Genomic DNA, 26,447 nt, shown 5'->3' with positions numbered 1-26,447 from the left:
CCCGTCAGCCCTGTACCCAGCCGTGGACCCGGGAGCCGTAGCCTTCGTCGCCGCGAAAGCGGCCCGGCCCGCCCCAACCGGGTCCGCGACCCGGCCGGTGGTGCTCCCACGGTCCCCGCGGTCTGCTGCCGTGCAGGGCGCCTTGCACTGCCTGCGCGACCCACGTGTTCAGCGACACGCCCTGCGTGGACGCGGCGTTCTCGGCCTGCGACTTGATCTCGTCGAGCAGCCGCAGCGTGATCCTGCTGATGTCACCGCTGTCGCCGCCCGGAGGCGGTGGCGGCGGCCGGTCGTCCTCGGCGGTCGAAGCCTTCCCGCCGCCTCCGCCGCTGACCGCCACCCGGACGTCCCGCCCGTCCAGCCGGACGTCCACGACCTGGTCTTCCAGGTGCGTGGTGACCTCCGCGGCGAGGTCGGAAAGCGCGTTCATGATCGCCAGCCGTGCCGCGGGCTCGATCGCGGCCGAGAGCACGGCGGCGGTCTGCCGGGTCTGCTCGTCGCCCGCCGAGGCGGCGGACGTGAGGTCTTCGCGAAGCTGGTTGATGTAAGGGCTCAGATCCATGACACCAATATGGCGTCGGTGCTGGCGTCGCGCAATCATCCAATGGTGTCGTCCGGTGTCACCGCGCCATCGCGAGTGGTGACCGGCCGGTGCGGCAGGACTGTCGGCACGGCCGGTTACGCTCGTTCCCGCAACCGCCGCAGCAGCGGCGGAGCAGCAGAACCCCCGAGACGAGCCAGAAGGGTCCGCGCACCGTGACCGAGATCGTGCCGCCGAAGGTCCAGCTCATCGGCAAGACGGAGTTCTTCCCCCCGGCCGACGTGGACTGGTCCACCGATGCAGACGGCGGCCAGGCGCTCGCGGAGTTCGCCGGCCGGGCCTGCTACCAGTCCTGGCGCAAGCCGAACCCGGCCACGGCCACCAACGACGGCTACCTGCGGCACATCATGGAGGTCGGCCACCTGTCCGTGCTGGAGCACGGCTCGGTGACCTTCTACCTGACCGGCATGTCCCGCTCGCTGACCCACGAGCTGATCCGGCACCGGCACTTCTCCTACTCGCAGCTGTCCCAGCGCTACGTCCCGGAGCGCGACGCCGCGATGGTCGAACCCGACGTGATCGCCGAGGACCCGGCGCTGCACGAGAAGTTCGTGCAGGCCACCGAGGCGAGCGTGCACGCGTACAACGAGCTGCTGGAAGCGCTGCAGGAGAAGTTCGCCGACGAGCCGAAGGCGACGCTGCGCCGCAAGCAGGCCCGCCAGGCCGCGCGCACGGTGCTGCCGAACGCGACCGAGACCCGCATCGTCGTGACCGGGAACTACCGCGCATGGCGGCACTTCGTGGCGATGCGCGCCAGCGAGCACGCCGACGTGGAGATCCGCGCGCTCGCCGTGGAATGCCTGCGCCAGCTGCAGAAGGCCGCACCGAACGTGTTCGGCGACTTCGAGATCACCAGCCTCACCGACGGCACCGAGGTCGCGTCCAGCCCGTTCGTCACCGAGGGCTGACTCCCGGCCGAGCGCCCGGTGCGCGTGCCGGTTCGCTGATCACGGCTACAGTGGCCGCATGGGTGTGGCCAACGACGAGCGCCGGGAACTCTGCGACCTGTTCGAGCGGGTCGGGCCGGACGCGCCGACGCTGTGCGGTGACTGGAAGACCAAGAACCTCGCGGTGCACCTGCTGCTGCGCGAGCGTCGTCCGGACGCGCTGGCGGGCAAGTTCATCAAGGCGCTCGCCGAGCGCGGCGACAAGGTGGAGCAGGAGCTGCGGGACAAGCCGTGGCCGGACCTGATCGCCACGTTGCGCGAGGGGCCGCCGAAGTGGAACCCGATGTCGTTCGGCTCGGTGGACGAGACCGTCAACGCCGCCGAGTTCTACGTGCACCACGAGGACGTGCGCCGCGCGCAGCCGGGCTGGCAGCCGCGCCCGTCCGACCCGGAGCGGGAGGAAGCGCTGTGGAAGTCGCTGTCCCGGGTGGCGAAGGTGTTCTACGGCCGCAGCCCTGTCGGCGTGGTGCTGCGCCGCCCGGACGGCACCGAGATCGCCGCGAAGCGCGGTCCGCGCACGGTGCGCCTCAGCGGTGAGCCGAGCGAGCTGATCCTGCACGCCTTCAGTCGCCGCCAGCACCAGGTGGAAATCGAAGGCAACGAGGCGGACGTGCTCGCGGTGGAGGACTTGCGCCGTTCGTTCTGAAGCCGGTCGCGCTCGAACCGGCTGGGCCGAACGGGTGACCGGCGGCGCCGTGCGGATCGCACGCATGTGCCGCTGGAAAACCCGCGCCACCGCAGCCGCCGCGACGGAAGAAGATCGGCCCGCACGGGCGCTGACCGGTACCTTTCCGGCTGCCGCCGGTCGCGGCGGAGGTCCTGCGCACGGCCGCCGATGCGGCGCGTTGATCAATGGACTCACCAGGTAGCGTCAGGAGCTATGACCGTCTGTCCTACCGCTGCCCCTGGCCGACCGTTCGGCCGGGTCCTGACCGCCATGGTGACGCCGTTCGACGGAGACGGGAAGCTCGACCTGGCGTTGTCCCAGGAGTTGGCGACCTACCTGGTCGATCACGTCGGCAACGACGGCCTCATCGTCAACGGCACCACGGGAGAGAGCCCCACGACCAGCGACGACGAGAAGGAGCGCCTGCTGCAGGCGGTCGTCGAGGCGGTCGGCGACCGGGCGACCGTCGTCGCGGGCGCGGGCACGAACAACACCGAGCACTCGGTGGAGCTGGCCCGCAGCGCCGAGAAGGCGGGCGCGCACGGTCTGCTGGTGGTCACCCCGTACTACTCGCGGCCCCCGCAGGAGGGGCTGCTGGCGCACTTCGGCACGGTCGCGGACGCGACCGATCTGCCGGTGATGCTCTACGACATCCCGCCGCGTTCGGTGGTGCCGATCCAGACCGACACGCTCAAGCGGCTCGCCGAGCACCCGCGGATCAAGGCCGTGAAGGACTCCAAGCACGACCTGTGGGCGGGCAGCGAGGTGCTGTGCAACAGCGATCTTGCCTACTACTCCGGTGAGGACCCGCTGAACCTGCCGTGGCTGTCGGTCGGCGCGGTCGGCTTCGTCAGCGTGATCGGCCACGTGGTGGGCGACCGCCTGCGCAAGATGCTGGACGCGTTCGAGGCCGGGGACATCGAGTCGGCGCGGGACGTGCACGCCGGTCTCATGCCGGTGTACCGCTCGATGAACTTCGTCGGTGGCGTGATCTTCTCGAAGACGGCGCTGCGGCTGTGCGGCTACGAGACCGGGCATCCGCGGCTGCCGCTGCCGCAGGCCACCGACGAGCAGGTGCGGGTGATCACCAGCGATCTGTGGGACGCCGGTCTTGTCCTGGTCAACCCCGATGCCGCAGCAGAGGTGACGTCCCGGTGAGCACGCAGCCTTCCGAACACCGCCCGATGGCGCCGACGGCGTCCGCGCCGCCGCCCGCGCTGCCGGAGGGCGGCTTGCGGGTCACCGCGCTCGGCGGCATCGGCGAGGTGGGCCGCAACCTGACCGTGTTCGAGTACGCGGGCAAGCTGCTCATCGTCGACTGCGGGGTGCTGTTCCCCGAGGACGATTCGCCGGGTGTGGACCTGATCCTGCCGGACTTCGGGCCGATCGAGGACCGCCTGGACGACATCGAGGCGCTGGTGCTCACCCACGGGCACGAGGACCACATCGGCGCGGTGCCGTTCCTGCTGCGGCTGCGCCCGGACATTCCGGTGGTCGGCTCGAAGTTCACGTTGGCGCTGCTGGCGGCCAAGTGCAAGGAGCACCGGCAGACGCCGCAGCTGATCGAGGTCGCCGAGGGCCAGCACAGCGAGCACGGCGCGTTCGACCTGGAGTTCTTCGCGGTCAACCACTCGATCCCGGACGCGCTGGCGGTCGCGATCCGCACTCCCGCGGGCGTCGCGCTGCACACCGGGGACATCAAGCTGGACCAGCTGCCGCTGGACGGCAGGCTCACCGACCTGGCCGGGTTCTCCCGGCTCGGCGACGAGGGTGTGGACCTGTTCCTGGTCGACTCGACCAACGCCGAGGTGCCGGGGTTCGTCACGCCGGAACGCGAGATCGGCCCGGTGCTGGACTCGGTGATCGGCAAGGCGACCCAGCGGCTGATCGTGGCCTGCTTCGCCAGCCACGTGCACCGCGTGCAGCAGGTGCTCGACGCCGCCGAGCAGCACGGCCGCAAGGTCTGCTTCGTTGGCCGCTCGATGGTGCGCAACATGGGCATCGCAGCCGATCTCGGTGTGCTGCGGGTGCCGCCGGGCCTGCTGGTGGAGTTGGACGAGGCGCTGGCGATGCCGGAGCACCTGGTGCTGTTCGTCTCGACCGGTTCGCAGGGCGAGCCGCTTTCGGCGCTGTCCAGGATGGCCCGCGGTGAGCACAAGCAGATCCGCATCAAGGCCGGGGACACGGTGGTGCTGGCGAGCTCGCTGATCCCAGGCAACGAGACCGCGGTGTTCGGCGTGGTCAACGGCCTGGTCCGGCTGGGTGCCGAGGTGGTGCACCAGGGCGGGGCGAAGGTGCACGTCTCCGGGCACGCTTCCGCGGGTGAGCTGCTGTACCTGTACAACGCGGTGCGCCCGAGCAACGTCATGCCGCTGCACGGCGAGTGGCGGCACCTGCGCGCGAACGCCGAACTGGCCCGGCTGACCGGCGTCGCCCCGGAACGGGTGGTGATCGCCGAGGACGGTGTCGTGGTCGACCTGGTCGACGGCATCGCGAAGGTCGCGGGCCGCGTCGAAGTGGGTCACGTCTACGTCGATGGATTGTCAGTTGGCGACGTGGGCGAGTCGACGCTGTCGGACCGCCTGGTGCTCGGAGAGGGCGGCTTCATCTCGATCACCGTGGCGGTGGAGGCCGCCACGGGCCGGGCGGTGTCCAGCCCGACGATCTCCGGGCGCGGTTTCTCCGACGACCCGAAGGCGCTGGACGAAGTGGTGCCGCTGGTCGAGATGGAACTCGCCCGCACCGAATCGGAAGGCATCACCGACACCCACCGCATCGCCCAGGCCGTGCGCCGCGTGGTCGGCAAGTGGGTCGCCGACACCTACCGCCGCCGCCCGATGATCGTCCCGAACGTGCTGCCGGTGGGGTCCTGAGCGACGTCGGCGGGCCTTGCCCCGGTGACGGGCTTTCCGAGCGGTCGTGATGGCCGCTGCAGCTCGCGTCCGGAGACCCCCGCGTCTCGTAGGGTCACCGGACGTGACCATCGAGACCCTTCAGCAGCGCCTGCGCACATTCGCGGATGAACGTGATTGGCACCGGTTCCACGACCCGAAGAACCTCGCCATGGCGTTGTCCGTCGAGGCGGGCGAACTCGTCGAGCTCTTCCAGTGGCTCACCCCGGAGCAGTCCGCGCAGATCATGGACGACTCCGCAGCCGGCGAGCGAGTGCGCCACGAAATGGCCGACGTGCTCGCGTACCTGCTGCGCCTCGCCGACGTGCTCGACATCGACATCCTGGCCGCACTGGACGTGAAGATGGGCTTGAACGCGGCCAAGTACCCGGTCGAAACGGCCAAGGGCAACGCTCGAAAGTACGACCGGCTCGAATGAGCGGACTGCTAACCTGGCCCGGCAAGATCGCGGCCCGACGGGCACCGAAGTAGCCACTTCGTCGCTGCCCCCACCCGCGCGTGGATCACGCGTGCCCAGTGGGGGTTGTCAGTGGCACTGGTTCGCCGGAGCGCGGCCGAACTGCTCGAAGACGCGAAAGCCGACCGGTTGCACTTGCTGCTCAACGAGCAGGCCGAGTTCCAGCTCGAGTCCCGGGTCGGAACCTCCGAGGTGCGGTCCTGGCAGCGCAGCCTCCCGGTGCTGCTCGCCGATCTGGCAGATGCCGGGCTCGGGCACGTCGAGGTGCTGCTGGAACACAAACTCCCGCACAGCCCTCGGCGCGTCGACGCCGTCCTGTGCGGAACGCACCCCACGACCGGCGAATCCAGCTACGTGCTCGTCGAGTTGAAGCAGTGGTCGCACGTCGAAGCGGCAGTGGGCGAGCTCGTCCGCACCGCCGGTTACGGTCCGGCCCCCGTTCTGCATCCGGTCGAGCAGGTTCGCCGCTACTGCCAGTACCTCGTCGATTCGACGCCCGCTCTGGCCGCACGTCCGGACGCCGTCCACGGCATCGCCTACCTGCACAACGCGCGGAACGCGGACGTCTCGGCGTTGCGCGACCACGCGCTGAGCGAGTACGGACGCCTGTTCACCCTCGACGATCGAGGCGCGCTCGTCGACCGCCTGCAGGCCGTGCTCGGCCGGGCCGGTGACCGCGACGCCGCGCGTAACGCCGCCGACGAGTTCCTCAACTTCCACCACGCGCCGTCCAAAGCGCTGCTCAACATCGCGGCCAAGGAAATCCGGGAGCGCGAGCAGTTCGTGCTGCTCGACGAGCAGAAGGTCGCCTACGAGACGGTCATGCACGCCGTGCGCAATGCTCGCGCCGCCAGTACTCGCACCGTCGTGATCGTCCTCGGCGGCCCTGGTTCCGGGAAGAGCGCCATCGCGCTGAGCCTGGTCGGCGAACTCGCGCGGCAAGGCCGTACCGTGCACCACGCCACCGGATCCGGCGCCTTCACCCGCACGCTCCGCAAGACCGCGGGCAGCCGCAACACCCGCGTGCAGGGGCTGTTCAAGTACTTCAACAATTACGTCAGCTCCGAACCCCGCGAACTCGACGTCCTGATCTGCGACGAAGCGCACCGCATCCGGGAAACGAGCGTGAACCGCTTCACCAAGAAGGAAGTCCGCGCACGTGCCGGGCGGCAGATCGACGAATTGATCGACGTCGCATCGGTGCCCGTGTTCCTCCTCGACGAGGACCAGATCGTGCGTCCGGGGGAAATGGGGTCGCTGGAGGAGATCACCACAGCGGCCAAGACGAAGGGCTGCGAAGTCGAGGTCGTGCGCCTGGAGGGCCAATTCCGCTGTGGCGGCTCGGCGGCGTTCGACACCTGGGTTTCCCGGCTGCTCGGACTCGAACAGGCCGGTCCGACGGAATGGACCCGCCTGGTGTCGGCGACCGATGATGATTTCGTCGTCGCCAGCGCTGCGACTCCGCAGGCGATGGAAGCATGGTTGCGGACCCGGCGGTCCGAACACGGCGGCACCGCGCGCATCGCCGCGGGCTACTGCTGGCCGTGGAGTGATCCGGCCGAGGCGGAGCAGGGCAAACACCTCGTGGACGATGTCGTCATCAACGACTGGAAGCGTCCCTGGAACGCAAAACCCGGCAACAGCGTCCCCGACGCGCCCGAGTCCTATTTCTGGGCTTCCGACGAGCGCGGATTCGGCCAGGTCGGATGCATCTACACCGCCCAGGGCTTCGAGTACGACTGGGCCGGCGTGATCATCGGCCCGGACCTCGTCCGCCGTGACGGGGAGTGGGTCGCACGCCGCGGCCACTCGCACGACCCGGGTGTCCGGAAGGCGGACGAACTCCACTTCGCCGGGCTCATCCGCAACACTTACAAGGTGCTGCTCACAAGGGGGATGAGCGGGGTCTGCGTGTATTCCCCGGACCCCGAGACGCAGGAATTCCTGGCGCACGTGACGCGATGACCCGGGTTCCTCGGCTCAAGGCGTCGGTGGGAACGCGGTGATCGATACCGCGTTCCCGCCCGATTTCAGTCCTGGTGCTCCGATCCGCCCGGCGATGTCTCGGGCCGTTGCGGTTGCGGCTTCGCGCCCTTCGGGACCGGCTGGGGGAGTGGTTCACAGGTGGTGTCGGGACCGCCGCCGGGTTTGCGGGCGGGGCGTTCGCCGGTGTTGAGGTAGTCCGCGATCTGGTCGTCCAGGCAGCGGTTCCCGGAAAGCGAGCCGGAATGCGTGGTGCCGCCGGGAAGGCTGATCAGGCTGGAGTTCGGGAAGCGCTTCCGCGTTTCCAGCGCGCCGGGGTACGGCGTGGCCGCGTCCAGTTCCTCGTTGATCAGCAGCGCGCTTTGCACGCCGCCGCCGTCGACGTCGACCGGCTCGCCCGGTTCGACCGGCCAGCTCTGGCAAGAGGCGTTGTACCAAGCGTTCGCCCAGGTCTCGAACGGCGCCTTCGCGTGCGTGATCCAGTTGTCCACCCGCCAGCGGTTCCACTGCCGCGGCCACTGCAGGTCGCTGCACTGGACCGCGTTGTAGACGGCGAAGTTGTTGTCGTCGCCCGGTGAGTTGTCCGAGTCGTAGATCTTCTTCAGCGGTTGCCAATCGCCGCGCTGCACCCATCCGGAGAACGCCTCCGCGCGCTGTTCCCAAGCTTTGTGCTCGTACCCGGCCTGCAGGAACAGGTCGACCCACTCGTCGGAGCCGATCACCCCGCCCGCCGGCTGCGCGTCGAGCTTGGCCTTCTGCTCGTAGAACCGCCGCTCCACCTGATCACCGGTGGTGCCGAGGTGGTAGACGGAGTCGTAGCGGGCGACCCAATCGAAGAAGATCTTGATGTTGCGGTCGAACGCCACGTCCTGGTTGAGGTTGTTCTCGTACCAGACGTCCTCCGGGTTGACCACGCCGTCCAGCACCACCCGCCGCATCCGGTCCGGGTGCAGCGTGCCGTAGACCTGGCCGAGGTAGGTGCCGTAGGAGAACCCGTAATAATTGATCCGCTGCTGCCCGAGCGCCTTGCGGATGCTTTCCATGTCCGCGACGGAATCCGTCGTCTTCATGTGCTTCAGCAGTGCGCCGCCGGACTTCCCGCACGCCTGCGCGTAACGGGCCGAGCGGTCCCGCAGCTCCCGCTCCTTCTGCGGGGTGTCCGGCGTGTAGTCCGGCCGGTCGTAGCCGAAGTAGTCGCGATCGCAGGACAACGCCGGTTTGCTGGCGCCGACGCCGCGCGGGTCGAAGCCGATCCAGTCGTAGGCGGCGCCCGCGTTCTTCGGCACCGAGGACCCCAGCTTCGCCAGTGCCAGCCCGGAACCACCGGGCCCGCCGGGATTGAGCAGCATCGCGCCCTGGTACTGGTCTTCCGGCACCGTGTGCTTCACCCGCGAGACGGCCAGCGAGATCTTTTCCCCGCCCGGATCCGCGTAATCCAGCGGCACTTCGAGCATTCCGCACTCGGCGTGCGCCTTCCGTAACGAATCGTCTTCGCACGGGCCCCATTTGATCGGTGCCGGGTTGAACGAGTCCGGTTCCGGAGAAACCGTTTCCCGAGCCGGGTCCTGGGGTGCCGGGACGTGGCCCGGTTGAGCGGCGGAACCAGCCGGCGCGAACAGTAGGCTCGCTGCCAGCAGGCCGGTCGCCGCCGTGGCGATCGCTGATTTCTGCACTTCGTTCCTCGATGTCCGTTCCAGCGCCCGGGCGGGCACCGATCGCGGCCAATCCCTGATCGGCGCCCAGTCCCTGATCGGCCCAGTCTCTCCCAACAGATCCGCGGCCCACCAGGAAGCCGCGAAGATCCAGCCGCGACGAACTTCCCCGCTCGAACGCCGACCAACGCGCGAGGAGACAGTCCGGCAGCTGAACGAAAACCGCGATTGCGTGGTCGATCAGCAGTCGGCCGACCGCTCGCCGCAAGGCTCGCAGCACGGCGACGCGCGCTCAAGGGCGCCAAGGACTCCTTTTGTCCCCAGCCGGGCGCGTCGCGTCGGCGTGCCGAGGTGCGTTCGGTTCGTCCGCACGCAGCGGAGTCAGCCCCGCCGTGATCCCGCGCATGATGCGGTCGCGCGCGCGGGCCGCATCGCCGGGCTTGTCCGCGGACAGGTCGCTCAAGTCGACCGGCTCGCCGAAGTGCACCCGCAGCACCGGCCGCCGCCGGATCGCACCGAGCCACGAACGCAGCAGGACACCGGCGTCGCGCGGGCTCTCCACCCGCGGCATCCCGTAGCGGACTACCTCGTGCGCACCCCACTGGCTGATCGGGACGACCGGCGCCCCCGAAGCCAGCGCCATCCGCGCCACACCGGTCTTGCCGCGCTCCGGCCACAGATCGGGTTCCAGGCTGATCCGCCCCTCCGGATACACCAGCACCGGCCGGTGGTCCTGCTCCAACGCATCGACGACGCGGTGCAGCGCCTCGCTCGCGGTGGCCCTACCGCGGTCCGCGCGCACGTGCCGCGACTTGCGCAGCAGCGAGCCCAGCACCGGAGCGTCGAACAACCCGCCGGTGGCCAAGAACCGCACCGCCAACCGGTTTCGCCCGCACGCCGCCATCACGACCAGGGCATCGACGTTGCCGATGTGGTTCGCCGCCAGCAGCAGCGGCTTGCCGCGCAGTTCGTCCGGCACATCACCGGTGACCTGCAGCCGTCCGGTGAGCCGCACCAGCGCGCGGTCGACCCGCAGCAGCACCCGCCACAGCAGCGGCGCCTCGCGGTACAGCTGCTCGCGTGCTGCCGGAGGCGGTTGCGCGGATTCGGGCTCGACGTGCTGGGCGACCATGACGGGTGAGCATCGCACAACGCTCGGCGTCACATGTCCCGGACCGGATAGCCGTGTGTTTCCTGCGCCTCCTGTGACGCAAAGCGGCCGCGCAAGATAACGTAAGGGCCATGGCGGGCCGGACCACGAGCGGCGCCCAGAGCGGGAAATCGTCACCGAAGAATGCGGCGAAATCCCCGGCGCGGAACTCGACGCACAGTCCAGGCGGCACCAAGAGCGGCGGTGCCGCGAAGGGGCGCAACACCAGTTCTTCCTCCGGTGGTGGGAAACCGCGCCCCGGATCGACGCACGCGCCGCGCAGCTCACCCGCCAAGCGCGGCTCCTCGAACAGCGGCTCCTCGAAGAGCAGCGCCAAACGCGGCGCCAAGTCCGGCGCGCAACCGAGCCTCGGCGTCGGGCGCGTGCTGCGCCGCGCCAAGGACATCGACCCGGCGCACGGCCGCACCGGCATGGCGCTGATCGCGCTGGCCGCCGCCGTGATCACCGCCGCGGGCGTGTGGGGGCACGCGGGCGGGCCGGTCGGGCAGTGGCTGGACTGGGGCCTGCGGTTCGTCGTCGGCTCCGCGGTCATGGCGCTGCCGCTGGTGCTGGCCGGGATCGCGGTGTTCTTCGCGAGCACCGACACCAATCCGGAGGCGCGCCCGCGCGTGGTGCTCGGCTCGGTGCTGCTCGGGCTCAGCGTGCTCGGCGTGCTGCACATCGTGTTCGGCGCGCCCGCGAACTGGCAGGCGTGGCCGGGGGCGGGCGGAATCATCGGGTTCGTCGCGGGCGGCCCGCTCGCGCAGGGCGTGACGACGTGGGTCGCGGTGCCGGTGCTGGTGCTGGTGGCGCTGTTCGGGCTGATGCTGCTGACCGACACGACGCTGTCCACGCTGCGGGCCCGGTTCACCGCCGCGCCCGAGGAAGCGGACGAGCCGGTCACCGAAGAGGTCGAACCGGAGACGGTGCAGCTGCGCCGCCCGTCCCGGCGCAGGCAGGGCTCCAGCGCGAAGGGCTCCGACGCGAAGGAGGCCGCCGCCGACGGGCAGCTCTCCCTCGACGACGCGCCCGCCGAATCCGCGCCGAAGTCGAAGAAGCAGTCGAGTGAGCCGAAACCCGCGCCGGAAGAGGTCCCCGCAGCGGGTGAGCAGCAGGACCAGGAAGAACCCGAGGACAGCGGCAAGCTCACCATCAGCCGCACCGTCGAAGGCGACTACCGGCTCCCGCCGCTGGACGCGCTCACCGGCGGGGAAGCGCCGAAGACGCGTAGCAAGGCGAACGACTCCATGATCGAGGCGATCACCGCGGTCCTGGAGCAGTTCAAGATCGACGCGCAGGTCACCGGGTTCGTCCGCGGGCCGACGGTGACCCGCTACGAGGTGGAACTCGGCCCCGGCGTGAAGGTCGAGAAGATCACCGCGCTGACCAAGAACATCGCCTACGCCGCGGCCACCGACAACGTGCGGCTGCTCGCGCCGATCCCGGGCAAGTCCGCGGTCGGCATCGAGGTGCCCAACAGCGACCGCGAAATGGTGCTGCTCGGCGACGTGTTGCGTTCCTCCAAGGCCGCCGGCGACGCGCACCCGCTGGTGATGGGTCTGGGCAAGGACATCGAAGGCCACATGGTCACCGCGAACCTGTCCAAGATGCCGCACCTGCTGTGCGCGGGTTCCACCGGTTCCGGCAAGTCCAGCTTCGTGAACTCGATGCTGGTCTCGCTGCTGGCGCGGGCCACGCCGCAAGAGGTCCGGATGATCCTGATCGACCCGAAGATGGTCGAGCTCACCCCGTACGAGGGCATCCCGCATCTGATCACGCCGATCATCACCCAGCCGAAGAAGGCCGCGGCCGCGCTGGGCTGGCTGGTCGACGAGATGGAGCAGCGCTACCAGGACATGCAGGCCAACCGGGTGCGGCACATCGACGACTTCAACTCGAAGGTGCGCTCCGGCGAGATCACCGCCCCGCCCGGCAGCGAGCGCGAATACCGGCCGTACCCGTACATCCTGGCGATCGTGGACGAGCTCGCCGACCTGATGATGACCGCGCCCCGGGACGTCGAGGACGCGATCGTGCGGATCACGCAGAAGGCGCGGGCCGCCGGGATCCACCTGGTGCTGGCCACCCAGCGGCCCTCGGTGGACGTGGTCACCGGGCTGATCAAGACGAACGTGCCCTCGCGGCTGGCGTTCGCGACGTCCTCGCTCACCGACTCGCGGGTGATCCTGGACCAGCCGGGCGCGGAGAAGCTGATCGGCATGGGCGACGGGCTGTACTTCCCGATGGGCGCGTCCCGGCCGCAGCGGGTGCAGGGCTCGTTCGTCAGCGACGCGGAGATCACCCGGATCGTCGGCTACACCAAGGAGCAGGCCGAGCCGGACTACACCGAAGGCGTCACCGCGGCCAAGGCGGGCGAGAAGAAGGAGGTCGACTCCGACATCGGCGACGACCTCGACGTGCTGCTGCAGGCCACCGAACTGGTCGTGACCAGCCAGTTCGGTTCCACTTCGATGTTGCAGCGCAAGCTGCGCGTCGGGTTCGCGAAGGCGGGCCGGTTGATGGACCTGCTGGAATCGCGCAACGTCGTCGGTCCGTCGGAGGGCTCGAAGGCGCGCGACGTGCTGGTGAAGCCGGACGAGCTGCAGGGCGCGCTGGACTCGATCCGGGGCGGCCCGCCTCCCGACGACGAAGCCTGAACCCGGTGGCCCCGCCGAATTCCGACGGGGTCTTTTTGCTCTGATTCGCCTCCCGGACACCTCCGGGATTCACGTTTTTCACGGTCCCGGTACCAGCCCTGCGAGTTTGCGGAAAAACTCGCCAACCGAGTTCACCGGCTGATCTTCAAGCTATATATTCTGCGCCGCTGATCGAGCTGAAGGGTTCGCGATGAACGGCAGGAGAATCCGAGCCGGTGCCGCCACCGCGCTAGCCGCGTTGCTGGTCACTGGCTTATGTTACGGAATGGCGCAGGCCGATGAGCCTGCTGCCGCGCCCATGGACGTGAACCAGGGCGAGATGTTCCGGCAGGGCGGAAGCAGCTATCCGAGATTGGTCAGACTGCAGCACAGTGGTCCCGCGAACGGGCGCGTACTGGCCAGCATGACGACCTATGTGGACAATGCCGGAAGAGCGGTGATCTACGAGAGCAGCGATGACGGGAAGTCCTTCGAGCAGGTCGGCGAGATCCGCGACCCCGAGGGCGAGAACACCAAGGGCATGTGCTGCTCCACGCTCTACGAACTGCCCCGCGCCGTAGGCGACATGCCCGCGGGCACGCTGCTGTGGGCAGGCACCGCCGGAGTCGGCGCGGACGCGGACACCCGCACCAGCAGCATCCGGCTCTGGCGCAGCGACGATCACGGACGCACCTGGAACTACCTGTCCAATGTGGTCACGATGCCGCCCGGGCCGGGCGTGTGGGAACCGGAATTCACCGTCACCGCCGACGGGCAGCTGGCCGCGTTCTACTCCGACGACATGGACCCGAACCACGACCAGAAGATGGTCCAGGTCCGGTCCGCGGACGGCGTGCACTGGACCGACCAGCGCGACGCCATCAAGGACGACCGGTTCCGCGTCCGGCCCGGCATGGCCGGAGTGCGGCAGCTGCCGGACGGCAGCTACGTGATGGTCTACGAGTTGTGCAACTACGACCCGGTGCACATCTGCACCGTGTTCATGCGGACATCGCGGGACGGCTGGGACTGGGGCGATCCCCGCGACCCCGGGACCGAGATCGTCTCGGACACCGGTGGGCAGCCGCTCGGCACGCCGACGATCTCGTGGGCGCCGGGCACGGATCCGAACGGGCGGCTGATCCTCGCCTACCAGATGCTCGGCGGCGACAACGGCGGTTTGGCTCCGGGCAACGGGCGCACGCTGATGGTCAACGACCACCCGTCCGACCTGGCGCACGGCTGGCGGGAAGTCCCGGCGCCGGTGCAGATCGAGCACAACCAGGGCAGCGACTGCCGCAACTTCAGCCCGACGACGCTGCCCACCTCGGACGGGCGGTCGGTGATCCACTTGGCCACCGACTACGAGAAGTACATCGGCGGCCCGTGCGAGGCGTACTTCGGCACCGGACCGATCGACGGGGACGCGGGGCAGGCAGGCGAAACGGGGCAGCCCGGGGAAACGGCGGGCGCGCCGGACCGGACTCCGCTGGACGCGCGGCCGAACCGGTGATCTCGAACCGGTGACCGCTGGTGCCGGGCCGTCCGAACGGCGGCCCGGCACCCGGTCTCAGCGCCGCAGCGTCGCGTACGAGCTGTCCAGCTGATCCAGCGAGGAAACGCCGAGCAGCCGCATCGTGCGCTCCACCTCGACGCGCAGGATGTCCACCGCCTTCTGCACCCCGCGCTGCCCACCGGCTATCAACCCGTACAGGTAGGCGCGCCCGACCAGGCAGGAATCCGCGCCGCGCGCGATGGCGGCGACGATGTCGGCGCCGCTGAGGATGCCGGTGTCCAGCATGATCTCCGCGCGGTCGCCGATCCGCTCGCGCACCTTCGGCAGCAGCTCCAGCATCGTCGGCGCCCGGTCCAGCTGGCGGCCGCCGTGGTTGGACAGGATCACCGCGTCCGCGCCGAGCTCGACGACCTTCGCCGCGTCCGGAGCGTTCTGCAGGCCCTTGATGATCAGCGGTCCGTCCCAGATCTCGCGCAGCCACTCCACGTCGGCGAAGCTCAGCGACGGGTCGAACATCTCGTTCATCAGTTCCGCGACGGTGCCTTCCCAGCGCTTGAACGACGCGAACTGCAGCGGCTCGGTGGTCAGCAGGTTGAACCACCACGCGGGGTGCAGCGCCCCGTCGGCGATCGTCTTCAGCGTCAGCGACGGCGGGATGGTCAGCCCGTTGCGCACGTCCCGCATCCGCGCGCCCGCGACCGCGGTGTCGACCGTGAGCATCAGCGCTTCGTAGCCGGCTTCCTTGGCCCGCTGCACCAGCTCGCGGCTGGCTTCGCGGTCGCGCCACACGTAGAGCTGGAACCACTTGCGGGCCTCCGGCGCGGCCGCTGCGGTGTCCTCCACCGACGTGGTGCCCATTGTGGACAGTCCATACGGGATGCCCGCGCGCTCGGCGACCCGCGCCACGGCGGGCTCGCCCTCGTGGTTCATCATCCGCGTGAACCCGGTGGGCGCCAAGGAGAACGGCAATGCCGACGGCCTGCCAAGGATCTCGCGGCCAGTATCCACATCGGACACATCGCGCAGCACCGAAGGGTGGAACTCGAGGTCGCGGAACGCCTGCCGCGCGCGGCGCAGGCTCGTCTCGCCTTCCGCCGCGCCGTCGGTGTAGTCGAACACCGCGCGCGGCGTCCGCCGGTAGGCGATCCTGCGCAGGTCGGGAATGGTGTGCGCGTGCGAAAGGCGCCGCTCGAGCGGGTTGAGCTCCGGCGGCGCCACCCGCAGCAACGGGCGCAGCTCGGACCACCGTGGAATCTGGCGCCGTACCATTCGTTTCCCTTCACCTCGTCGTCCAGGGCCCGGCGCACACTACCCAGCGGATGCCCGCCGACCACAGCAAAAGCGGGCACGGCCACACCCGGTGACCGTGCCCGCGGGCAACCCGGCTCAGGGGTTGAACTGCACCGGCTTCCCGGCCGCGTCGCGGGCCTGGTAGCCGACGATCGCACCGGACTTCGAGCGCTTCGGCGTGACCTGCGCCTGCTGCATGGCCTCGGCGACGCTGACGTCGCCGAACTGGCGCACCGCCCAGTAGTAGACCTCGGCCGCGGACTTGCACACCGGGTCCGCACCGCAGCCGGAACGCATGTCGGCCTTGAAGTTGTCGTCGATGCGCAACCGGTTTTCGTCGGTGAACCGGGACTGCTTCTCGTAGTTCCGGTAGCCGAAGTCGTGCCGGTCGCAGCTGGTGCCGAAGTCGTAGCCCAGCGGCTCGTTCGGCGAGTACGAGCAGCTGTCCGACGACCAGTCGAGCTGATCGCCGTAGGGCTTGTCGGCGCGGATGCCGGTGAAGTCGTGCAGCGTCGTCTGGAACAGGTATCTGTCGGTGATCTGCTGGAGCTCCGGTTGGGGTATCTCGGCTTGCGCGTTTCCCGCGGTCAGCAGCAGCACCGCACCGGCGGAGGCGGCGGCTGCGAGCGCGCGAGGGCGCGCGGCGTGACGGGGCACTGGCTCTCCTGGAAGGTCGGGACCTGCAACGAGCGACACCGGAGTTATAGCTGTTGCCGATCTGCCGCGGCGACCCCCGGTCGTCCCGGCGTGCACCACTCGATGTGGTGGAGGCGTTCGCGCCGTGGACGGCGGTCACCGGAACCGCCTGCCCGGACTTGTCGTAGCCGGGCATGAGCAGCAGCTCCCCGGCGGCAAGTCGTGGAGTTCTCCAAGCGGCCGACCTCGGAATCGAGGTCGTGCAGGTCGAGCAACGCGAGAACCGGACCAGGCAGCGCCGCTACGAGGACCGGGCGAATCGCGCAGAGGCGGTCGGTGAGCTGGACGGCGCTAGTGCGCTGCGGGCGAGGATCGCCGGACCGGTGGTCTCAGCCGAGCAGGCCGTCGGCGGTCGTGCCGTCGGTGGTGCCACCGAGTTCCAGCAGCATCCGCGTGTTGCCGAGGGTGTTGGGCTTGACGAAGGGGAGGTCGAGGAATTCGGCGACGCCTTCGTCGGCGGAGCGGCGCATTTCGGCGTAGACGTCCGGGCTCACCGGAGTGCCGTCGATGCGGTGGAATCCGTGCCTGCCGAAGAATTCGGTTTCGAAGGTCAGCACGAACACCCGCGCCAACCCCAGTTCGCGGGCGAGCTGCACCAGGCGGCCGACCACGCGGTGGCCGACGCCGTGGCCCCTGGCGGCCGGGTCGACCGCGACGGTGCGGATCTCGGCCAAGTCCTCCCACAGCACGTGCAGTGCGCCGCAGCCGACCACGCGGATGCCGTCGCCGTCGGAGAGCTCGGCGACCCAGAACTCCTGCACGTGCTCGTAGAGCGTCACGAGTTCCTTGGCCAGCAGCACCTTTCCGGCGTAGGAGTCGACGAGCGCCTTGATGCCGCGGACGTCGGCGACCCGAGCCCGGCGAATCGATATTTCGCCTGGCGCATAGCTATGCATGGTGCGAATGCTACCTTCCGTGCACGATGAAGTCGATGTGCGCCCGGTAGCGCTCAGTGACGACCTGGTTTCGGACAGTGATAAGATCGCTACTTTCCGTGGTGATGTGCGCTAGTCTGGAGCCAGGAGGTGGGAGATGACCGCCACGATGGAACGCGGCACGCACGAGCATCGCCCGGAAGCTCCGGAGCAGTCGGGAGCCCCGGAACAGTCCGGCGGCAGGCCGACCGCGCGGGAGACCGCCGAGCGGTTGTGGCAGGACCCCGCGCTGGACGGCTTCCGCATCGAGGCGATGAGCGGAAGGGTTGTCGTGACTCCACCTCCTGACGGCGGCCACGGGGTGGCCCTCACCAGGCTGATGCGCATCCTCGACCGGCAGGTCGTCGAGGAGAACCAGCTGGAAGTGATCCAGAACCTGGGCCTTGCGCTGCCCGAAGGGCCGGGCGACTTCGCGCTTCCCGACCTCGCGGTGGTCGACGAGGACTTCCGCGAACACCGCCTGCCCGGTTCGCAGTACCCGCCCGAGGTCTTCCACCTCGTCGTCGAGATCACTTCTTCGAACTGGCAGGACGACCTGCGCATCAAACCGGAGGCGTACGCGCGCGCCGGTGTCCCGGTGTACCTGATCGGCGACCGCGAACACGGCGAGGCCAAGGTGCTGTGGCGGCCGGAGAACGGCGAATACCGCAGCATCGCGGCTTATTCGCGGGGTGACACGTTGAAGTTGCCCGGCGATGTCGCGGTGGAGATCCCGGTGGACGTGCTGCTGCAAAGCTGATCTTCGGCTGTTCCCGTTCCGGGCTCGATCGCAGGGCAGTGGTGCTGTCCCGCTAACCTCGACGCCATGCCAGCAGGCACCGCTGCCCGCCGGGGCGCCACGATCGCGCCGGCGCGCGTTCGCAACGTTGTCCCTCCCGGTCGGTTCGCGCGTGCCGCACGGTCCCCGGACACCGGACGGATCGCGGATGCCGGGCGCATCCGGGAGGTCCCGCCCACAGGTCAGCGGCCGGAGGTGGACGGTGCGTGCTGCTTCGCTGATCCTGGACGGGTCGGCGCGGGCGATGTGCCGCTTCGCCGGATGACCGGCACCGAGTACCTGGACTCGGCGCCGCGCCCGGGCGGCACGTCCGAACAGCAACTTCGCGGGGAGCAGGCATGACGGCCGAGAGCGCGGCATCGAGCTCGCCCACTCCCGGTGGGCCGGTCGAACGACCGGTGCCGCTGGTGAACATCGCCAACGTGCTGACCGTGTCCAGGCTGGCGATGGTGCCGGTTTTCCTGGTGACCCTGCTGTGGGGCGACGGGCACGAGCTGCTGTGGCGGTGGCTGGCGACCGCGGTGTTCCTGATCGCCTCGATCACCGACCGCGTGGACGGCGACCTGGCGCGCAAGCGCGGGCTGGTCACCGACTTCGGCAAGATCGCCGATCCGATCGCGGACAAGGCGTTGACCGGCTCGGCGCTGATCGGACTGAGCCTGCTCGGCGACCTGTCCTGGTGGGCCACCTCGATCATCATCGCGCGTGAGTTGTTCGTCACAATCCTGCGGTTCTGGGTGATCCGGCACGGCGTGATCCCCGCCAGCCGCGGCGGGAAGCTGAAGACGCTGCTGCAAGCGATCGCGATCGGGCTGTACCTGATGCCGCTCGGCGCGCTGGGGGCTCCGGTCGCCTGGACGGTGATGGCCGCTGCGGTGCTGGTCACGGTGCTGACCGGGCTGGACTACGTGGTCCGCGCGGTGCGGCTGCGAGCGGCGGGCGAGCAAGCCGCGGAGCAGCGGCCGTGACCGCCGCCGAGCACGATCTCGTCGCAGGCGTGCTGGCTCGCCTGCGCTCCCGCGGCGAGACCGTCGCCACCGCCGAGTCGCTGACGGCCGGTCTGCTCTCGGCGGCGTTGACGGAGGTCGCCGGGGCCAGCGCGGTCGTGCGGGGCGGGCTGGTCGTCTACGCCACCGAGCTCAAGGCCGAGCTGGCGGGCGTGGATCCCGCGCTGCTGGCCACGGGTGGTGCGGTGCAGCCGAAGGTCGCCGAGCAGCTCGCCGCGGGCGCGCGGGATCGCTGCCGAGCGTCGTGGGGTGTGGGGCTGACCGGGGCCGCCGGGCCGGATCCGCAAGACGGCGCCGCGCCGGGGACCGTGCACATCGGCTTCGCCGGGCCGTCGGTTGCGACCGTGTTCTCCACGCGTCTCGACGGTGATCGTCCTGCCGTCCGGGCGGCGGCCATTCGGGTGGCGTTGGAACAGTTCGGCGCCCTGCTGGGTTGAACTTCCGCGGCACGTGTGCAGCGCGATGTCGCTGGGCACGGCAGCTGCGCCGGGCGGTGGACGCGGGTGGATCACCGCTTGATCGACTGCGGCCGCGGGTGCAGGATGCGTTCGCCCTCGGCGGACTTGCCGGTGATCGCTCTCGTGCGGCCGTCGCGATGAGTAACGTAGAGGGCGTTGACGCGTAGCGCACGATGTAGGCGACGAAGGAGGGAGGCGCGCGATGACCGTGTTGTTGCGGGAAGCGGTCGGAGAACGGCTGCGCCGCGCCCGGACCGCTCAGTCTCGTACGCTGCGGGACGTCTCGCGCGCCGCCCGGGTGAGCCTCGGCTACCTCTCGGAGGTGGAACGGGGCCGCAAGGAGGCGTCGAGCGAACTGCTGGCCTCGATCTGCGGCGCGCTGGACGTACCGCTGCCGGAACTGCTGGTGACCGTGGCCGGCGATCTGGACGGGGCGGGCTCGATGCTGACCCCGGCGATGGTCGAGCAGGCCGACTCCGGTTTCGACGGCGGGACGCTGGTGCCGAGCCTGGCGGGCACCGACCTCGCCGAGACCGGCCTGGCGGGCGCGGAATTCGCCGAGGTGGGTGCCGAGGCGCAGGCGAGCGCCGCGGCGGACGAATCCGCCGAGGACCGCAAGCTGCAGCCGGTGCTCAGCCAGCGGATCAGCGCTCCGGTGCGCAACTCCGGCGGCGTCGTGGTGGCCGCTTAGGGAATGTTCCGCCGAGCTCAGGAACCTGCCGGGTGGCCGGTGCGTTGATCGAATGACCCGCGCGCGCCGCGGTCGCCTGCCGGGCACGAGCCCGGGCGGCGGCGTCGGCTCGATCAGCGTCGGCGCCGTCGCGGGATACCCCGGGAAAATCCCGGAGATCTTCGGCGTCCTGGTGGAAGCGGACATCGCGGACTGCCACGATGGGGCCAGGACCCGTTGGGGACCAGGCGCGATGGCAAGATGATCGCGAAACGCCGCGGCCCGTCGGCTCGCCGAAAGGGGAGTTGTGCGGCCCGGCCGCGCACGGGCAGCACCGGCAGCAGAGAAGGCAGGCGGAGGAGATGGCCAATCCGTTCGTGAAGTTCTGGAAGTACCTGATGGCGTCGTTCTCGTCGAAGGTCGACGAGAACGCCGATCCGAAGGTGCAGATCCAGCAGGCCATCGAGGATGCGCAGCGTCAGCACCAGAGCCTGTCGCAGCAGGCCGCATCGGTGATCGGCAACCAGCGGCAGCTGGAGATGAAGCTGAACCGCCAGCTCGGCGAGGTCGAGAAGCTGCAGTCCTCGGCGCGGCAGGCGTTGACGATGGCCGACCAGGCGCGTTCCGAAGGCGACACGGCCAAGGCGGAGAAGTACGAGGAGACCGCCACCCAGCTGGCCAGCCAGCTGGTGACCGCCGAGCAGGGGGTCGAGGACCTCAAGACGCTGCACGACCAGTCGCTGCAGGCCGCCGAGCAGGCCAAGCAGGCGGTGGAGCGCAACTCGCAGATGCTGCAGCAGAAGATCGCCGAGCGCACGAAGCTGCTCAGCCAGCTCGAGCAGGCGAAGATGCAGGAGCAGGCGTCGAACTCGCTCAAGCAGATGTCCGACATGGCCGCGCCCGGCAACACGCCCTCGCTGGACGAGGTGCGGGACAAGATCGAGCGCCGCTACAGCACCGCCCTCGGTGAGGCGGAGCTGGCGCAGAACAGCGTGCAGGGCCGGATGATGGAGGTCCAGCAGGCTTCCATCGACGCCGCGGGCTCGAACCGGCTGGAGCAGCTGCGCGCCTCGATGGGCAGCAACGATCAGCAGCAGGTCACCGGCGGGCAACAGCAGCAGGTCACCGGCGGGCAGGCGGCCGAGCCGTCCACCCAGCCGCAACAGCAGCAGCAGAACCCGCAGACCGGCCAGGTCTGAGCGAGTTCGCCGATGCCGCCGCAGAAGAAGGAGCTGGCGGAATGGGGCGAGGCCGCGCTGCGCGAGCTGCGCGGCCCGATCGCCGGTGAGTTCCGCCGCAAGCTCGCGCGGTGGCGTGATCCGCGCGCCAGGTTGCTGCGCAAGCGCAAGCGCAGCAGGCAGACCGCCATCACGGGAACCGTGGGCACCGGGGTGTTCGCGGCCGGCTCGTACGGGGCGTTCGCGCCGCACGTGTTCGGCATGCCCGCGGCTCAGCCGCTGGAGACGATGCTGGACGTGGCCGCGTTCGGCATCGGCGGTGCCGCGGTCGCGACCGCTGTCGGCGCGGTCGCCTCGTGGCGGCAGTACCGCAAGCTGTGCAAGGTGCCGCTGCCGGAGGCCGCGCCGGAACCGGTGGAGTTGCCGCCGAACGGCTCGCAGGCGCGGGAGCCGATGCGCAGTCTCCGCGACGCGGAGCAGAGCATGCACCAGGCGCTGCAGCAGCTGAGCACGGCCGGTTTCGGCGAAGCCGCGGACGCCCGGGACACCGCGAACCGAGCTGCGGCCGCGCTGCGCGAGGTTTCGGCGCGGCTGCAGGCGGTGGAGGCGGCGCTGCCGCACGTGCCCGCCTCCGAGCAGGAACCGCTGCGCGCGGATGTGCAGCGGTTGCGCGGTGAACTCGACGAGGGCGTGGAGGGCTACCGCCACTTGGTCGCCGCAGCGGGACGCGCCGTCGCTGCCAGCGGAGGGCCGGAGCAGCGGCACGCCGTGCAGGACGCTTCGGACCGCTTGGCCGGGCTGGCGACCGCGCTGCTCGAGCTCGGGCGGGGCAGTGGCGATACCGGGCAGCCGCGGAATTCTTGAGCGCCCGCCGACCGGGTCCGCGCGGGCGCGGTGCCGCGGTCATGACTGCACGTCAGCACATGTGCATCACTTTTCACACTAATGACCCCGTGGCGGGTTGATTATGTGATGCCGAATAGTAATCTCCCCAGCGTCGCTACGTTACGTGGCAGCGCGTCCCCCGCGCCGGGGGACAGTCGGGGAGGAAGTTGTGGCGTTGTGGACCGTGCACGGCAACGGTCGTCACTTGGTGGACGAAGCGGTCGTGGGGTCCGAAGAACGCCTCAGCTGGCCGTTGACCATCGGATTCGGGCTCCAGCACCTGCTGGCCATGTTCGGCACCACCGCCCTGGTGCCCGCGCTGACCGGTTTTCCCGCCGCCACGACGTTCTTGTTCTCCGGCATCGGCACCCTGCTGTTCCTGGTGATCACCCGCAACCGGGTGCCCGGCTACCTCGGTGCCTCGTTCGCCTTCGTCGTGCCGATGGGCGCGGCCGTCGATCACGGCGGTGCCGGTCCGGGCGCGCTGCTCGGCGCGATCATGATCGTGGGGCTGGTGCTGGTCGCGTTCGGGATCGCGGTCAAAGCGCTCGGCGCGCGGCTGCTGGAATCGGCGATGCCCCCGGTGGTGACCGGGGGCATCGTGCTGATGCTGGGGTTGAGCCTGGCCGGGCAGACGGTGACGTCGTTCCGCGCGCAGCCGGTGCCCGCGGTGGTGACGCTGGTCGTCGTGGTGCTGGCGACGGTGCTCAGCCGCGGCATGTTGCGGCGGCTGGCGGTCCTGCTCGGAGTGCTCGCCGGATGGGGCTGCGCCGGGCTCGCCGGCCAGGTGGACGCGGCACGGCTGCACGCGGTGGCCGATGCCGACTGGTTCGGGGTTCCGCAGGTGCTGAGCCCGCAGCTGCACCTGTCCGCGGTGCCGTTCGTGGCTCCGATGGTGCTGGTGCTGGCCGCCGAACTCGTCGGCAACGGCAAAGCGGTCGCGGCGATGAGCGGGCGCAACCTGGACGGGCACGTCGGCGACGCGCTGATCGGCGGCGGGCTGGCGAACTCGCTGGCCGGTTCCGGCGGCGGTTCGGCGTTGAGCAGTTACGCGCCGAACGTCGGCGTGATGGCCGCGGCGCGGGTGTACTCGACGGCGGCGTGCATGGTCGCGGCGGTGGGCGCGGTGCTGCTGGCGTTCTGCCCGAAGCTGCACGCGCTGATCGGCACGATTCCGCCGGGCGTGCTCGGCGGCGCGATGTTCGTGGTGGTCGGCGTGCTCGCGCTGGTCGGGGTGCGGATCTGGAGCGAAGCCGGAGTGGACTTCGCCGACCCGGTCAACCTGGCCGTGCTGGGCACCGCGCTGGTGGCCGGGGTGGGCGACCTGACGTTGTCGCTGGGCGCGCTGCGGATCACCGGGCTGGTGTGGGGTTCGATCGGGATCGTGCTGGTGTACCCGGTGCTGCGGAGCCTGGCCGATGCGGTGTCCGCGCACCGGGCGGAGATGCCCGGCGGCTGACTCACGGCTGGCAGCGCGGGCAGTGGTAGGCGACGCGTTCCTCGGTGCCCGCGCCCTGCTCGTCGCGCAGCACCGCGCTTGCGCAGCGCAGGCAGGTGCGGCGGCCGTAAACCCAGTGCTTCGCCTCGCGGCGCGGATCGCCGGTGGTGGCTTGTTCCGGGCGCCACGCGTTGCGCAGCAGCAGTTCGCGGCCCAGTTGCACCGCGCGGTCCGCATCCACCTCGCCTGCCGGGGTCCACGGCGATCGGCGCAGCAGGAAGCACACCTCGGTCTTGTAGATGTTGCCGAGCCCGGCCAGCACGGATTGGTCCAGCAGCGCGAGACCGATCTCGCGCTCGGGGTCGGACCGCAGCCTGCGGACCGCTTCGGTGCGCATCGCCTCGTCCCAGTCCGGGGACAGCAGGTCCGGGCCGAGGTGGCCCACCAGCTCGTCCTCTTCGCCGGTGCGCAGCCATCGCAGATCGTGCAGGTTGAACCCGACCGCGGTCCGCTCCGGAACCGCGAGCAGCGCCCGCACCTGGTGCGCAGGCCGCCGCCAGCGGGCGCGCGGCGAGTACAGGTGCCAGGCGCCGTCCATCCGCAGGTGGCTGTGCAGCGTCCAGCCGCACTCGAACCGGGTGAGCAGGTGTTTGCCGATCGGGCGCACCTCGCGCACCACCCGGCCCGTGAGATCCAAAGTGGACAGACGAGGGTGCCGGAGTTCGCCGCGCACCAGCGCCCGGCCGGCCAGCGCCTCGTGCAGGCGGTGGCAGGTCAGGAACACCGTGTCGCCTTCCGGCAGGTCAGTCCTCCTGGAGCTCGTCGGCGTCGAGTTCCGCGTCGCCCGGATCGTCGGCCGCCGTCGCCTCGTCGATCGGTGGCTCGGCACCACGCCGCTGCCGCCCGGCGCGCAGCGTGCGCGCCAGCAGCAGGTTGAACCCGAGCGCGACCTCGCGCGCCCCCGGCGTGCCCCACTGGTGGATCGGCAGGCAAGCGCCCTGCGCCTGCTGCACCGCGAGCCGGTCCGGCAGCGCCACCGGCATCACCAGCGGCCCGAAGATCTCCCGGAGCTCGTCGATCCGGAACTGGTGCTCGTGCGACCGCGGCCGCACCCGGTTCACCACCACACCCAGCGGTTGCAACCGCGGGTTGTTCTCCCGCTCGGCCTGCACCGCCTCGAACGCCCGCTGCACCCCGGAAACCGCGAAGATCGTGGGCTCGGTCACCAGCAGCGCCCGGTCCGCCGCGATCAGCGCCGAGCGCGTCAACCGCCCCAGCGAAGGCGGGCAGTCCAGCAGCACCAGCTGGTACGGCAGGTCCCCGTCCGCGATCAGGGTCTCCAACGCGGATAACGCCTCGGTGAGCTTCGCCAGGTCGCTGCGGCTCCCGTCGGTACCGCCGTTGTGCAGCTCGGCGTCTTCCGAGCCCACCAGCACATCGACCTGTTCGCCCCACCCGCTGGGCCCCACCGCCGACCGCAGCACCTCCGGGCGCGGGTCGGCCAGCACATCGCTGAGGCCCAGCTCGGTCTCGTCCGGTTCCAGGGCGGCGGTCGCGTTGCACTGCGGGTCCAGGTCGACCACCAAGGTCCGCGCACCGCGGCGCATGGCTGCCGAAGCGAGCCCGAGCACCACGGTCGTCTTGCCGACTCCGCCCTTGAGGCTGAGCACTGCCACGGTTTGCACGCCCGTAGCCTACGGAACCGCACGTCGATCTCGTGTGCTGCTGCGCCAGTGCAGCCGCCCCGCCGGTGCGCCGCCCGGTCTGACCCGCCATTACGCTGCTGGCCATGAGATCGGACGCCGTCCACCGCGTGCTGGAAGAAGAGATCGCCGAAGCCCGCAGCCGCCGGGACGGACGGCCCCCGCGGGTGCTCGACGTCGGCGGCGGCAGCGGGGTGTGGGCGGTACCGCTGGCCTCCACCGGCTGCGAGGTCACGGTGGTCGACCCGAGCCCGAACGCGCTGGCCACGCTGCAGCGCCGCGCCGCCGACGCGGGTGTCGCCGAACTGATCACCGCGTTGCAGGGCGACACCGAGGCGCTGCACAACTACACCCCGCCCGGTGGGGCCGACCTGGTGCTCGGGCACGGCTTGCTGGAGTACGTCGACGACGTGGCCACCTCGCTGTCGTCGCTGGTCGCGGCCAGCGCTCCCGGCGGGGCGGTGTCGGTGCTGGTGGCGAACCGGTACGCGGCGGTGCTGGGCCGCGCGCTGGCCGGGCGGCTGCCCGAGGCGCTGCGGGTGTTCCACGATCCGGACGGCAGGCTCGACGGGACGACCGACACGGTGCTGCGGCGGTTCGACACCGAGGAGCTGAAACGCCGGATGCAGGACGCCGGGCTGGCGGTAGAGCTGGTGCAGGGCCAGGACGTGTTCGGGTACCTGGTGCCCGGCACCGTTTCCGAAGGCGTGCCCGGCACGACCTCGGATGCCGCGGCAGGCGCGGGTTCCGAGAGCAGCGCCGCCGATGCGCTGGCAGAGCTGGAACGCGGCGCCGCCGCCCGCCCGCCGCTGCGCGACATCGCGACCCGGCTGCACGCCGTCGGCCGGGTGGTCGGCTGATCGCTGGACCGAGGGGATGATGTCGACG

General features: G+C 70.2%; 25 protein-coding genes. 17 read left to right on the top strand and 8 right to left on the bottom strand.

The genetic code is table 11. From position 1 onward, the window contains the following. Window positions 1-4: 4 nt before the first annotated feature. Window positions 5-562, bottom strand: a complete 558-nt coding sequence (locus tag INP57_RS11090; RefSeq protein WP_200070063.1) for a toxin-antitoxin system HicB family antitoxin — start codon at window positions 560-562, stop codon at window positions 5-7. A gap of 194 nt (window positions 563-756) precedes the next feature. On the opposite strand from INP57_RS11090, the gene thyX reads away from it, so the two are divergent. From thyX to INP57_RS11060, 6 genes are all read left to right on the top strand, one after another. Next, entirely contained in the window at window positions 757-1,509 is a 753-nt protein-coding gene (gene thyX / locus INP57_RS11085) for an FAD-dependent thymidylate synthase (RefSeq protein ID WP_200070062.1), read from the top strand. 58 nt (window positions 1,510-1,567) lie between these two features. Then, window positions 1,568-2,194 (top strand): TIGR03085 family metal-binding protein, encoded by a 627-nt coding sequence (locus tag INP57_RS11080; RefSeq protein WP_200070061.1) that lies wholly within the window; start codon window positions 1,568-1,570, stop codon window positions 2,192-2,194. Window positions 2,195-2,428: 234 nt separating this feature from the next. Beyond that, window positions 2,429-3,373, top strand: coding sequence for a 4-hydroxy-tetrahydrodipicolinate synthase (gene dapA / locus INP57_RS11075; RefSeq protein ID WP_200070060.1), 945 nt, complete (start codon window positions 2,429-2,431; stop codon window positions 3,371-3,373). A 26-nt stretch (window positions 3,374-3,399) separates the two neighbouring features. Next, window positions 3,400-5,088 carry a ribonuclease J gene (locus INP57_RS11070; RefSeq protein WP_200070375.1) on the top strand — a complete coding sequence of 563 codons (1,689 nt, stop codon included), beginning with the start codon at window positions 3,400-3,402 and terminating at the stop codon, window positions 5,086-5,088. Window positions 5,089-5,191: 103 nt separating this feature from the next. Continuing rightward, on the top strand, window positions 5,192-5,545 hold the full coding sequence (locus INP57_RS11065; RefSeq protein ID WP_295145377.1) for a nucleotide pyrophosphohydrolase: 354 nt from the start codon (window positions 5,192-5,194) through the stop codon (window positions 5,543-5,545). A gap of 111 nt (window positions 5,546-5,656) precedes the next feature. Continuing rightward, entirely contained in the window at window positions 5,657-7,549 is a 1,893-nt protein-coding gene (locus INP57_RS11060) for a DUF2075 domain-containing protein (RefSeq protein WP_200070058.1), read from the top strand. A 65-nt stretch (window positions 7,550-7,614) separates the two neighbouring features. On the opposite strand, the gene INP57_RS11055 is transcribed toward INP57_RS11060, so the two are convergent. Together INP57_RS11055 and INP57_RS11050 are read right to left on the bottom strand one after the other, a co-directional pair. Further along, window positions 7,615-9,240: an alpha/beta hydrolase gene (locus tag INP57_RS11055; protein ID WP_307850016.1), complete on the bottom strand. Its 1,626-nt coding sequence runs from the start codon at window positions 9,238-9,240 to the stop codon at window positions 7,615-7,617. A gap of 271 nt (window positions 9,241-9,511) precedes the next feature. Further along, window positions 9,512-10,255: a lysophospholipid acyltransferase family protein gene (locus tag INP57_RS11050; RefSeq protein ID WP_233627400.1), complete on the bottom strand. Its 744-nt coding sequence runs from the start codon at window positions 10,253-10,255 to the stop codon at window positions 9,512-9,514. A 206-nt stretch (window positions 10,256-10,461) separates the two neighbouring features. Here INP57_RS11050 and INP57_RS11045 point away from each other — a divergent pair, with 206 nt between their 5' ends. After that, window positions 10,462-13,026, top strand: a complete 2,565-nt coding sequence (locus INP57_RS11045) for a DNA translocase FtsK (protein WP_200070055.1) — start codon at window positions 10,462-10,464, stop codon at window positions 13,024-13,026. A 403-nt stretch (window positions 13,027-13,429) separates the two neighbouring features. Continuing rightward, a complete protein-coding gene (locus INP57_RS11040; protein WP_233627340.1) occupies window positions 13,430-14,518 on the top strand; it encodes a sialidase family protein in 1,089 nt (362 codons plus the stop codon). A gap of 57 nt (window positions 14,519-14,575) precedes the next feature. On the opposite strand, the gene INP57_RS11035 is transcribed toward INP57_RS11040, so the two are convergent. The 3 genes from INP57_RS11035 to INP57_RS11025 all read right to left on the bottom strand — a co-directional run bounded on the left by INP57_RS11035 (window position 14,576) and on the right by INP57_RS11025 (window position 17,403). Then, entirely contained in the window at window positions 14,576-15,790 is a 1,215-nt protein-coding gene (locus tag INP57_RS11035; RefSeq protein ID WP_200070053.1) for an alpha-hydroxy acid oxidase, read from the bottom strand. 117 nt (window positions 15,791-15,907) lie between these two features. Then, entirely contained in the window at window positions 15,908-16,468 is a 561-nt protein-coding gene (locus tag INP57_RS11030; RefSeq protein WP_200070052.1) for a phospholipase, read from the bottom strand. 368 nt (window positions 16,469-16,836) lie between these two features. Continuing rightward, window positions 16,837-17,403, bottom strand: a complete 567-nt coding sequence (locus INP57_RS11025) for an amino-acid N-acetyltransferase (RefSeq protein ID WP_200070051.1) — start codon at window positions 17,401-17,403, stop codon at window positions 16,837-16,839. A gap of 136 nt (window positions 17,404-17,539) precedes the next feature. Between INP57_RS11025 and INP57_RS11020 the strand changes: the two genes are divergently transcribed. The 8 genes from INP57_RS11020 (at window position 17,540) to INP57_RS10985 (ending at window position 23,877) form a co-directional block, all read left to right on the top strand. Next, window positions 17,540-18,181 (top strand): Uma2 family endonuclease, encoded by a 642-nt coding sequence (locus INP57_RS11020; protein WP_200070050.1) that lies wholly within the window; start codon window positions 17,540-17,542, stop codon window positions 18,179-18,181. Between the two features lie 377 nt (window positions 18,182-18,558). Next, window positions 18,559-19,188 carry a CDP-diacylglycerol--glycerol-3-phosphate 3-phosphatidyltransferase gene (gene pgsA, locus INP57_RS11015; protein ID WP_200070049.1) on the top strand — a complete coding sequence of 210 codons (630 nt, stop codon included), beginning with the start codon at window positions 18,559-18,561 and terminating at the stop codon, window positions 19,186-19,188. After that, window positions 19,185-19,664 (top strand): CinA family protein, encoded by a 480-nt coding sequence (locus INP57_RS11010; RefSeq protein ID WP_307850014.1) that lies wholly within the window; start codon window positions 19,185-19,187, stop codon window positions 19,662-19,664. Before pgsA ends, INP57_RS11010 begins: the two co-directional genes overlap by 4 nt. A 223-nt stretch (window positions 19,665-19,887) precedes the next feature. Then, a complete protein-coding gene (locus INP57_RS11005; protein ID WP_200070048.1) occupies window positions 19,888-20,376 on the top strand; it encodes a helix-turn-helix domain-containing protein in 489 nt (162 codons plus the stop codon). 52 nt (window positions 20,377-20,428) lie between these two features. Continuing rightward, window positions 20,429-20,620: a hypothetical protein gene (locus tag INP57_RS11000; RefSeq protein WP_200070047.1), complete on the top strand. Its 192-nt coding sequence runs from the start codon at window positions 20,429-20,431 to the stop codon at window positions 20,618-20,620. 97 nt (window positions 20,621-20,717) lie between these two features. Further along, a complete protein-coding gene (locus tag INP57_RS10995) occupies window positions 20,718-21,554 on the top strand; it encodes a PspA/IM30 family protein (protein WP_200070046.1) in 837 nt (278 codons plus the stop codon). Between the two features lie 12 nt (window positions 21,555-21,566). After that, on the top strand, window positions 21,567-22,397 hold the full coding sequence (gene pspM, locus INP57_RS10990; RefSeq protein ID WP_200070045.1) for a phage shock envelope stress response protein PspM: 831 nt from the start codon (window positions 21,567-21,569) through the stop codon (window positions 22,395-22,397). Between the two features lie 190 nt (window positions 22,398-22,587). Then, window positions 22,588-23,877: a uracil-xanthine permease family protein gene (locus INP57_RS10985; protein WP_200070044.1), complete on the top strand. Its 1,290-nt coding sequence runs from the start codon at window positions 22,588-22,590 to the stop codon at window positions 23,875-23,877. Between the two features lies 1 nt (window position 23,878). Here INP57_RS10985 and INP57_RS10980 read toward each other — a convergent pair whose 3' ends face one another. Both INP57_RS10980 and INP57_RS10975 read right to left on the bottom strand, forming a co-directional pair. Continuing rightward, window positions 23,879-24,658 (bottom strand): DNA-formamidopyrimidine glycosylase family protein, encoded by a 780-nt coding sequence (locus INP57_RS10980; protein ID WP_200070373.1) that lies wholly within the window; start codon window positions 24,656-24,658, stop codon window positions 23,879-23,881. Window position 24,659: 1 nt separating this feature from the next. Beyond that, a complete protein-coding gene (locus INP57_RS10975) occupies window positions 24,660-25,541 on the bottom strand; it encodes a ParA family protein (protein ID WP_200070043.1) in 882 nt (293 codons plus the stop codon). A 104-nt stretch (window positions 25,542-25,645) separates the two neighbouring features. Between INP57_RS10975 and INP57_RS10970 the strand changes: the two genes are divergently transcribed. Beyond that, window positions 25,646-26,419 carry a class I SAM-dependent methyltransferase gene (locus INP57_RS10970; protein ID WP_200070042.1) on the top strand — a complete coding sequence of 258 codons (774 nt, stop codon included), beginning with the start codon at window positions 25,646-25,648 and terminating at the stop codon, window positions 26,417-26,419. Window positions 26,420-26,447 lie beyond the last annotated feature (28 nt).

Source organism: Saccharopolyspora galaxeae (assembly GCF_016526145.1).
In the GTDB taxonomy this organism is placed as follows: domain Bacteria; phylum Actinomycetota; class Actinomycetes; order Mycobacteriales; family Pseudonocardiaceae; genus Saccharopolyspora_C; species Saccharopolyspora_C galaxeae.
The sequence above is the reverse complement of the archived record's forward strand: the minus strand, read 5'-3'. Positions and strand labels throughout refer to the sequence as shown.

What these genes read in the sequence shown, in the direction of transcription:
- INP57_RS11020 (WP_200070050.1), top strand. Translation starts at nt 17,540, where the DNA reads ATGACCGCCACGATGGAACGCGGCACGCACGAGCATCGCCCGGAAGCT.
- INP57_RS10970 (WP_200070042.1), top strand. Translation starts at nt 25,646, where the DNA reads ATGAGATCGGACGCCGTCCACCGCGTGCTGGAAGAAGAGATCGCCGAA.
- INP57_RS11025 (WP_200070051.1), bottom strand. Translation starts at nt 17,403, where the DNA reads ATGCATAGCTATGCGCCAGGCGAAATATCGATTCGCCGGGCTCGGGTC.
- INP57_RS11005 (WP_200070048.1), top strand. Translation starts at nt 19,888, where the DNA reads ATGACCGTGTTGTTGCGGGAAGCGGTCGGAGAACGGCTGCGCCGCGCC.
- INP57_RS11080 (WP_200070061.1), top strand. Translation starts at nt 1,568, where the DNA reads ATGGGTGTGGCCAACGACGAGCGCCGGGAACTCTGCGACCTGTTCGAG.
- INP57_RS11045 (WP_200070055.1), top strand. Translation starts at nt 10,462, where the DNA reads ATGGCGGGCCGGACCACGAGCGGCGCCCAGAGCGGGAAATCGTCACCG.
- INP57_RS11090 (WP_200070063.1), bottom strand. Translation starts at nt 562, where the DNA reads ATGGATCTGAGCCCTTACATCAACCAGCTTCGCGAAGACCTCACGTCC.
- INP57_RS11070 (WP_200070375.1), top strand. Translation starts at nt 3,400, where the DNA reads ATGGCGCCGACGGCGTCCGCGCCGCCGCCCGCGCTGCCGGAGGGCGGC.
- INP57_RS11035 (WP_200070053.1), bottom strand. Translation starts at nt 15,790, where the DNA reads ATGGTACGGCGCCAGATTCCACGGTGGTCCGAGCTGCGCCCGTTGCTG.
- dapA (WP_200070060.1), top strand. Translation starts at nt 2,429, where the DNA reads ATGACCGTCTGTCCTACCGCTGCCCCTGGCCGACCGTTCGGCCGGGTC.
- INP57_RS10995 (WP_200070046.1), top strand. Translation starts at nt 20,718, where the DNA reads ATGGCCAATCCGTTCGTGAAGTTCTGGAAGTACCTGATGGCGTCGTTC.
- pspM (WP_200070045.1), top strand. Translation starts at nt 21,567, where the DNA reads ATGCCGCCGCAGAAGAAGGAGCTGGCGGAATGGGGCGAGGCCGCGCTG.
- pgsA (WP_200070049.1), top strand. Translation starts at nt 18,559, where the DNA reads ATGACGGCCGAGAGCGCGGCATCGAGCTCGCCCACTCCCGGTGGGCCG.
- INP57_RS11040 (WP_233627340.1), top strand. Translation starts at nt 13,430, where the DNA reads ATGACGACCTATGTGGACAATGCCGGAAGAGCGGTGATCTACGAGAGC.
- INP57_RS11000 (WP_200070047.1), top strand. Translation starts at nt 20,429, where the DNA reads ATGACCCGCGCGCGCCGCGGTCGCCTGCCGGGCACGAGCCCGGGCGGC.